Here is a 7,631-nt window from a genome sequence, read left to right on the forward strand (position 1 = left end):
CTGGACACAGTTCGTGCACATGTTGGAGTACAAGGCCGCACGGTACGGGCGCAGCTTCCGCCGGATCGGCCGGTTCGCGCCCACATCGCAGACATGCTCCACGTGCGGGCGGCTCGACGGACCCAAACCGCTGTCCGTCCGATCGTGGACCTGCCCATGCGGGGCGGTCCACGACCGGGACGTCAACGCGGCGATCAACATCCTCGCGGCGGGACGCGCCGAGAGCCTAAACGCCTGTGGAGCGCAGGTAAGACCGGCACCCCTGCCGGCACCGCGCCGAGAAGCAGGAATCCACCCGCACACCGCGTGTTCCACACGCAACGTGGAGGGAATCTCCGCACTCTAGGGCGGAGAGAACGTCAATTCGAGAACGCCGGCGGGCGCCCGCTGTGGAACCGACTCGCCCTGGCCCTCGGCCGGCGCGACGGCGTGGCGTTGTTCGGCCGTACCCGCTACCCGGCCCTGGAGGCGACCATCCGCGCGCTGGCGATGAGCCGCACGCTGCTCTGGTCCCGGGTGACCGGCCGGACGGCGGTACTGGACCGCTGGACCTGGTGCCAGTACGTGATCATGGCGGCCCGCGGCGACCGCGGCGGGCGGGCGGTCCGGGCCGCGTACGCGCTCTTTCCCCGGCCGACCGTGGTCTGCTTCCTGGCCACCTCACCGACGGTGGCGAAGGACCGAGTCGCGGCCCGGGGCATCGACACCGAGGAGTTGGCGCACCTGCGGGCGCTGGACGCCGCCTACCGGGCGCTGCCGGAATTCGGGACGTTCGTGGTGGTCGACGGGGACGGCGACCCGGACGAGGAGGCGGCGGCACTGGACCGGGTGGTGTCGCCCCTGGTCGGGCGCTGACCGCGCGCCCGCCGGGCTACATTGTCGATCATGGAGTTCCGCCTGGTGGACCGGCTGCCCACCGTCGGGGAGTTCGTCGCCGTCACGTCCGGCGTCGGCTGGGCCGACGCGTACGACCGGGCGGCGATCCCGGCCTCGCTGGCCGCCTCACTGCACGGGGTGGTCGCGGTCGAGGGCGACCGGGTCATCGGGCTCGGCCGGCTGGTCGGCGACGGGGCGATCTACTACTACCTCCAGGACCTGGCGGTGCTGCCGGAGCGGCAGCGGCGCGGGGTCGGCGCGGCGATCCTGGGCCGGCTGGAGGAGTGGATCGCCGCGCGCGCCTCGTCCCGGACGTTCGTCGGGCTCTTCGCCGCCGGGGAGTCGGTCAGCCTCTACCGCCGGTTCGGGTACGCGGTGCACGACGACCTGACCGGCATGTTCCGCGTCGGCCCCCGCTGAGGCGACGCCCGCCCGAGGAACGGATCTTGGGCAGTCGCCGGTCGTGACCGGCAACTGCCCAAGATCTCAAGCTGTCCGTCAGCCGCGGCGGTTCTGGAGCCAGCGCAGGAGGTCCGACGGGAGGCCCCGGTCCTGCTCCTGTCGTGGCTGGTGGGGCCGCGGGGTCGGCTGCGGCTTCGGCCGCTGCGGGTCGCCGGCCAGCTCACGGCTCGGCGCGGTGAAGTCCTTCACCGGCTGACCGCCGACCGCGGTCTTGATCACCCGGGCCACCGCGTCGATCACCTTCGCCTGCACCGGCGAGCCGACCAGGTCGGTCGAGTCGTCCGGGTTGGCGGCGATGCCGGCGACGGCCACCTGCGGGGTGAAGCCGACGAAGGTCTCCGTGGCGTTCTGCTCGGAGCTACCGGTCTTACCGGCCACCGGCCGGCCGACGATCCGGTCGACCGAGGTCGCGGTGCCGCCGTTGCACTGCCCGTACGCCGACTGCTGGCCGACCGGGCAGCGGGCCGCGTCGGTGGCCGCCCGGGACACGTCGGTGTCCAGCACCTTCTTGCAGGACGGCTGGCCGACGGCCACCTTCGCACCGTTCGCGGCGGTCACCGAGACCACCGGCAGCGGGGTGCAGTACGTCCCCTCGGCGGCCACCGTGGCGTACGCGTTGGCCAGGTCGAGCGGGGTGGTGGCGGCCACCCCGAGGGTGAACGCGCCCCAGTTCTCCGCGTCGTCCTTGGCGAAGGCGGCGTCGGACTCGGCCCGGAACCTGATGCCGAGCCGCTGCGCCATCTCGACCGCCTTCGCCGGCCCGACCTGCTCGGCCAGCCAGACGAAGTAGGTGTTCACGGAGCGGCCGAAGCCGTCCCACATCATCCGGTACCCGTCCATCCACGCCGGGTTGGCGTTGGCCGGGCACCACTTGCCGTCGCAGGTGCCCTCGCCCTCGGCCGCGTACCGGGTGGGCAGCTTGCTCGGGGCGTCGAAGCCGGTCGAGAGCGGCTTGCCGGCCTCCAGCGCGGCGAGCATGGTGAAGAGTTTGAAGGTGGAGCCGGCCTGGTAGCCGTCGACGCTGTCGCCGCCGGAGATCAGCGGGTTAACGGTGTTCGGGTGGTTGGCCTGCCCGGCCGGGTTCTCGTCCAGGCTGTAGTGCCGGTTCACCGCCATGGCGAGCACCCGGCCGGTGCCCGGCTCGACCGCCGCGATCGGCAGGGCACGCTTGTTGTCGTACCCGTAGACGCCGGTGGCCTGCTGCTGCGCGGTCTGCTGGACCTTCGGGTCCAGCGAGGTGACCACGGTGTAGCCGCCGCGGCGCAGCGCCTGCTCGCGCTCCTTGACCGTGTTGCCGAAGGCGGGCTGGGTCAGCCACCACTGGCGGAGGTAGGCGCAGAAGAAGCCCCAGTCGTCGTGCCCCTGGGCGACCGCGGTGCAGCCGTTGGGCTGAGCGGTCGGGTGCAGGGTCAGCTTCTCCGCCTTGGCCGCGGCGGCCTGCGCCGCGCTGATCGCGCCGGTCTCGGCCATGGCGTCGAGCACGTACGCGCGGCGCTCCAGCGCCCGCGCCTTGTCACCGTCGATCGGGCTGTACTCGTCGGGCGACTGCACCAGCCCGGCGAGCAGGGCCGCCTCGCCCAGGGTCAGGTCGGCCGGCGCCTTGCCGAAGTAGCGCTGGCTGGCCGCGGCGACGCCGTACGCCCCGGAGCCGAAGTACGCGATGTTCAGGTAGCGGTTGAGGATCTCGTCCTTGCTGAGGGTCTTCTCCAGCGCGGCCGCGTACCGGATCTCCTGGATCTTGCGCCCGACGGTCTGCTCGGTGGCGGCCTGCCGCTCCTCCGCCGTCCTGGTGGGGTCGGTCTTGAGCACGTTGCGGACGTATTGCATGGTCAGCGTGGAACCGCCCTGCTCGGTGCCGCCGCCGCGGAGGTTGGCGACCAGGGCCCGGGCGATGCCGCGCAGGTCCGCCCCGCCGTGGGAGTAGAAGCGCCGGTCCTCGGCCGAGACGATTGCCTGCCGCATCACCGGGGCGATCTCCGCCAGCGGCACGTCGGTGCGGTTCACGTCGTAGAACGTGGTGATCAGGGTCTTGCCGTCGTTGGCGTAGAGGTAGGAGCGCTGGGGCTGCGCGGGGGTGCGCAGCGCGTCGGGCAGCTCCGCGTACGCCCCGAGGGCCGCCTTGGCGACCGACCCGCCGAGCAGGCCGCCGGGCAGCGCGGCGACCGCGAGGACGAGCCCGGCGAGGGCGCCGGCGAGGAGCACGGTGAAGAGCCGCGACAGCGCGACCGGGGTGACGGCATGCAGCCCAGGATTACCGCGAAAGCCGCCAACCGACCACCCCGCCAGGCAACTGTCAGTTACCTCACGGCGATCTCTCAGCTACGGGCTGGTCATCAGGTGGGCAGGGGGCCGTTCGGGGAGGATCCGGGCACGCCCGGGGTGGAGACGCTGGCGGTGGCGGCGTCCCGGGCGATGGTGGCGGGCACCAGGCGGCCCGAGCGGTAGCCGATGCCGATGCCGGCGACCAGCACGAAGAGCGCGCCGAAGGTCTGCAACGAGCCGATCAGCGCACCGCCGAGGCCGAGCAGCGGGGCGGCGATCATCAGCATGGTCCCGTCGCCGTAGCTGAACATCCCCGACCGGGCGACCGACCACCCGGTGAGGAACCACCCCAGGCTGTAGCAGGTGGCGCCGAAGAGGACCAGGCCGCGCGCGGTGGTCCCGAAGACCGGGGTCTGCTCGGCGAGCCCGGCGAACGGCAGCATCAGCACGGTCCCGGCGATGCTGACCAGCAGGCCGGCCGCGGCGACCCGGCGGCAGCGGGTGGCGGCGAGCAGCCCGGTCAGGGCCAGCAGGGCGAGCAGCCCGAGCCAGACCGCGGCCACCCAGCCCACCAGGTAGAGCGACCGGCCGTCGGCCGGGTACGGGTCGTTGCCCACGCCACCGTCACTGGTCATCGCCACCGCGCCGTAGAGGATCGCGTACGCGGGCAGCAGCCAGACCGCCGCACGGGCGAACCGCCGCACCGACCAGGCCCAGCTCGCGTTGGTGGCCGGGGCGGCCGGCCCGGGGTCGGAGACGAACGGCAGCACCCCGAACCCGCCCCCGGTACGCCGGGTGCCCAGCGGACCGGCGGGATCGTGCGCGCCGGGCACCGGTTCCCGGGACCACAAACTGTTCGCCGGATCCTTCATGCGTCACCTCGCTCGCCTGCGGGCGGCGCGGGACGCGTACGGCGCCCCGGCTCCTGCTCACCACCCGTCCTCAGACCGATCGTGGCAGGCGCCGGGGCGTCGCATGAGTGTTTCTCGCATTTGCCGCCCGGCTCGGACGGCGGCCGGGTCAGCCCCGCTCGCGCTGGTCCGACGGGTCGTTGAGCAGGCTCTCCGGGGAGACCGGCTCCGGCGCGGGCAGCCCCTGCGGCTTCGCGCCGCCGGTGGCCTGCGCCTCGGCGACGCGTACCTCGTCGTGGATCTGCTGGGCCGCAGCGGCGGCAGCCTGCGCCGCCTCGGCGGCCTCGCGCTCGACCTGGCTCGCGCGGTCAGCCGCTTCCGGCGCCGGGAGGTCACCCACCATCTGGCTCAGACCACCCAGCGCGCCGCCCATCCCCTCGAGAGCCTTGGTCAGCTCCGCCGGGATGATCCAGACCTTGTTGGCGGTGCCGTTGGCGATCTGCGGCAGGGCCTGGAGGTACTGGTACGCGAGCACCTTCTGACTCGGGTTGGCCTGGTGGATGGCGTCGAAGACGGTACGGATCGCCTTCGCCTGGCCCTCCGCCTGGAGGATCCGGGCCTGCCGGTCACCGTCGGCGCGGAGCACGGCGGACTGCTTCTCACCCTCGGCGGTGAGGATCTGCGACTGCTTGTGGCCCTCGGCCGTGAGGATCGCCGCCCGGCGGTCCCGCTCGGCGCGCATCTGCTTCTCCATCGAGTCCCGGATGCTCGCCGGCGGCTCGATCGCCTTGATCTCGACCCGGGTGACCTTGATGCCCCACCGGCCGTGGTCTCGTCCAGCACCCCGGAGAGGTGCCGGTTGATCTCATCCCGGCTGGTCAGCGCGCGCTCCAGGTCCAGCGAACCGATCACGTTGCGCAGCGTGGTGACGGTGAGCTGCTCGATGGCCTGGAGGAAGCTCGAGATCTCGTAGGTCGCCCGGACCGCGTCGACCACCTTGAAGTAGAGCACCGTGTCGATCGAGACCACCAGGTTGTCCGAGGTGATCACCGGCTGCGGCGGGAAGCTGACCACCTGCTCCCGCATGTCGACCTTGGTGCGCACGGCGTCGATGAAGGGGACCAGCAGATTGAGGCCCGGGTTGAGGGTGCGCTTGTACTTGCCGAGCCGTTCGACCACGTCCTGGCGCTGCTGCGGCACGATGCGCACCGCCTTGATCAGCGTCACCACGACGATCAACGCCACGGCGGCCAACAGCACCAATGCAAAGTCCATACCGTTCACCTTTTCGCTTCGGGAAGCTCACCGGGGTGGGAAATGTCGTCCTGCCAGACCAGGGCGGTGGCGCCCCGGACCTTGATCACCTGCACCCGCTCACCGGGGGAGATACTCTGCGTCACGTCGTACGCGCGGGCGCTCCACAGCTCGCCGTCGATCTTGACCATGCCGTGCTCGGCGTCCACCGGTTCCAGCACCAGCGCGGTGGAGCCCTCGATCGCCTCCACGCCGAACGGCTGGTCGCCGCTCTCCAGCGCGGACTGCGCGTGCCGCCGGATGACCGGCCGGACCAGCGCCACCGAGAGCGCGGAGACCACCGCGAACACCAGCGCCTGCAGCGCCACGGGGGCACCGAGCGCGGCGGCCCCGGCGGCGGCGAACGCCCCGGCCGCGAACATGATCAGGAACAGCGTCGTCGTGAAGATCTCGGCGACCGCCAGCACCACACCCAGCACGATCCACACCACGGCGTCCACACGGCAATCGTGACACGTCGACGCACGCGGCAGCGCCCCGCGATGATCAGTAAGCTCGGCGGCACCGGAACCCGTGCCCACCGAGGAGAATGCCGTGCCCCTGCTGCCCGACACCGCCCGACAGGTCGACGCCCTGGTCGCCCGGGCCCAGGCGGAGGGGCGGGCCCCCTCGCTCGCCCTCGGGGTGGTCCGGGACGGCACCCTCGCGCACCTCGCGGTCGCCGGTGAGCACCCGCGGCCGGACGCCGACCGGCAGTACCGGATCGGCTCGATCAGCAAGACGATGACCGCGGTGCTGGTCATGCAGCAACGGGACGCCGGCCGGCTCGCCCTGGACGACCCGTTGGAGCGGCACCTGCCCGGCACCCCGGTCGGCGCGCTCACCCTGCGCCAGTTGCTGGGGCACGCCAGCGGCCTGCAGCGAGAACCGGAGGGGTCCTGGTGGGAGCGGACCGAGGGGGTCGACCTGGCCACCCTGGTCGCCGGGCTGACCCCGGACAAGATCGCCTACCCGCCGCACCACGTGTACCACTACTCCAACCTGGCGTACGGGCTGCTGGGCGGGGTGCTGGAGCGGATCACCGGCACCGCCTGGTACGACCTGCTCCGGGCACGGATCCTCGAACCGCTCGACATGCGCCGGACCACCTACCACCCCACCGAGCCGTACGCCCGCGGCTATATCGTGCACCCCTGGCACGACACCCTTCGCGAGGAGCCGCGTACCGACACCGGGGCGATGGCCCCCGCCGGACAGCTCTGGTCCACCGTCGAGGACCTGGCCCGCTGGGCCGCGTTCCTGGCCGACCCGGCGCCGGACGTGCTCGCGCCGGGGACCCTGACCGAGATGTGCGCGCCGGTGGTGATCAGCGACCTCGACTCGTGGACCGGCGGGCACGGCCTCGGCGTTGAGCTCTACCGGGTCGCCGACCGCGTGTACGTGGGCCACGGCGGCTCGATGCCCGGGTACGTCGCCGGGCTCGCCGTCCACCGGCCCGGCCGCACCGCCGTGGTCGACTTCGCCAACTCGTACGGCCTGCGCGGCGGCCATCACATCGTCGGGCTGGCCCGGCAGATCCTCACCCTGGTGCTGGACGCCGAGCCGGCCGCGGTGCCGCCGTGGCGCCCGGCCGCCGCGCCGCCCCCGGCCGACCTCGCCGAGCTGACCGGCCGCTGGTGGTGGATGGGCGCCGAGTACGAGCTGCGTCCCGACGGCTCCGGCGACCTGCTGGCCGGCCCGGTCGGTCAGCCGGTGCTCCGGTTCGCCCCCGAGGGCCCGGACCGCTGGCGGGGACGCTCCGGCGGCCAGGACGGCGAGCTGCTCACCGTCATCCGCGACGAGGCGGGCCGTCCGGTCGCCCTCGACATCGCCACCTTCGTCTTCACCCGCAGCCCCGACCAGGAACCCTGACGACCACCCCACCCC

The 7,631-nt window shown here is 72.8% G+C and carries 6 protein-coding genes and 2 pseudogenes; 4 read left to right on the forward strand and 4 right to left on the reverse strand.

Going from position 1 to position 7,631, the window contains the following annotated elements:
• The 3 genes from JNW87_RS31380 to JNW87_RS31390 form a co-directional block, all read left to right on the forward strand.
• The coding region (locus JNW87_RS31380; protein ID WP_238454919.1) for a transposase at positions 1-346 on the forward strand (346 nt) is incomplete at its 5' end.
• Between the two features lie 83 nt (positions 347-429).
• Positions 430-855 carry a thymidylate kinase gene (locus JNW87_RS31385; protein ID WP_236648362.1) on the forward strand — a complete coding sequence of 142 codons (426 nt, stop codon included), beginning with the start codon at positions 430-432 and terminating at the stop codon, positions 853-855.
• 30 nt (positions 856-885) lie between these two features.
• On the forward strand, positions 886-1,296 hold the full coding sequence (locus tag JNW87_RS31390) for a GNAT family N-acetyltransferase (RefSeq protein WP_109804185.1): 411 nt from the start codon (positions 886-888) through the stop codon (positions 1,294-1,296).
• 78 nt (positions 1,297-1,374) lie between these two features.
• Here JNW87_RS31390 and JNW87_RS31395 read toward each other — a convergent pair.
• The 4 genes and pseudogenes from JNW87_RS31395 to JNW87_RS31410 all read right to left on the reverse strand — a co-directional run bounded on the left by JNW87_RS31395 (position 1,375) and on the right by JNW87_RS31410 (position 6,205).
• Positions 1,375-3,578: pseudogene (locus JNW87_RS31395) on the reverse strand (transglycosylase domain-containing protein).
• Between the two features lie 93 nt (positions 3,579-3,671).
• Positions 3,672-4,472, reverse strand: coding sequence for a hypothetical protein (locus JNW87_RS31400; RefSeq protein WP_109804183.1), 801 nt, complete (start codon positions 4,470-4,472; stop codon positions 3,672-3,674).
• A 148-nt stretch (positions 4,473-4,620) separates the two neighbouring features.
• A pseudogene (locus JNW87_RS31405) lies at positions 4,621-5,726 on the reverse strand (SPFH domain-containing protein).
• A 5-nt stretch (positions 5,727-5,731) separates the two neighbouring features.
• The gene (locus JNW87_RS31410; RefSeq protein WP_109804181.1) at positions 5,732-6,205 is read right to left on the reverse strand and encodes an NfeD family protein; all 474 of its coding nucleotides are present in this window, start codon (positions 6,203-6,205) and stop codon (positions 5,732-5,734) included.
• Positions 6,206-6,299: 94 nt separating this feature from the next.
• Here JNW87_RS31410 and JNW87_RS31415 point away from each other — a divergent pair, with 94 nt between their 5' ends.
• On the forward strand, positions 6,300-7,616 hold the full coding sequence (locus tag JNW87_RS31415) for a serine hydrolase (protein ID WP_109804186.1): 1,317 nt from the start codon (positions 6,300-6,302) through the stop codon (positions 7,614-7,616).
• The last annotated feature ends 15 nt before the right edge of the window (positions 7,617-7,631 follow it).

It is taken from the genome of Micromonospora sp. ATA51, from assembly GCF_016802855.1.
In the GTDB taxonomy this organism is placed as follows: Bacteria; Actinomycetota; Actinomycetes; order Mycobacteriales; family Micromonosporaceae; genus Micromonospora; species Micromonospora sicca.

Coding starts and splice junctions, on each gene's coding strand:
- JNW87_RS31400 (WP_109804183.1), bottom strand. CDS start 4,472: ATGAAGGATCCGGCGAACAGTTTGTGGTCCCGGGAACCGGTGCCCGGC.
- JNW87_RS31390 (WP_109804185.1), top strand. CDS start 886: ATGGAGTTCCGCCTGGTGGACCGGCTGCCCACCGTCGGGGAGTTCGTC.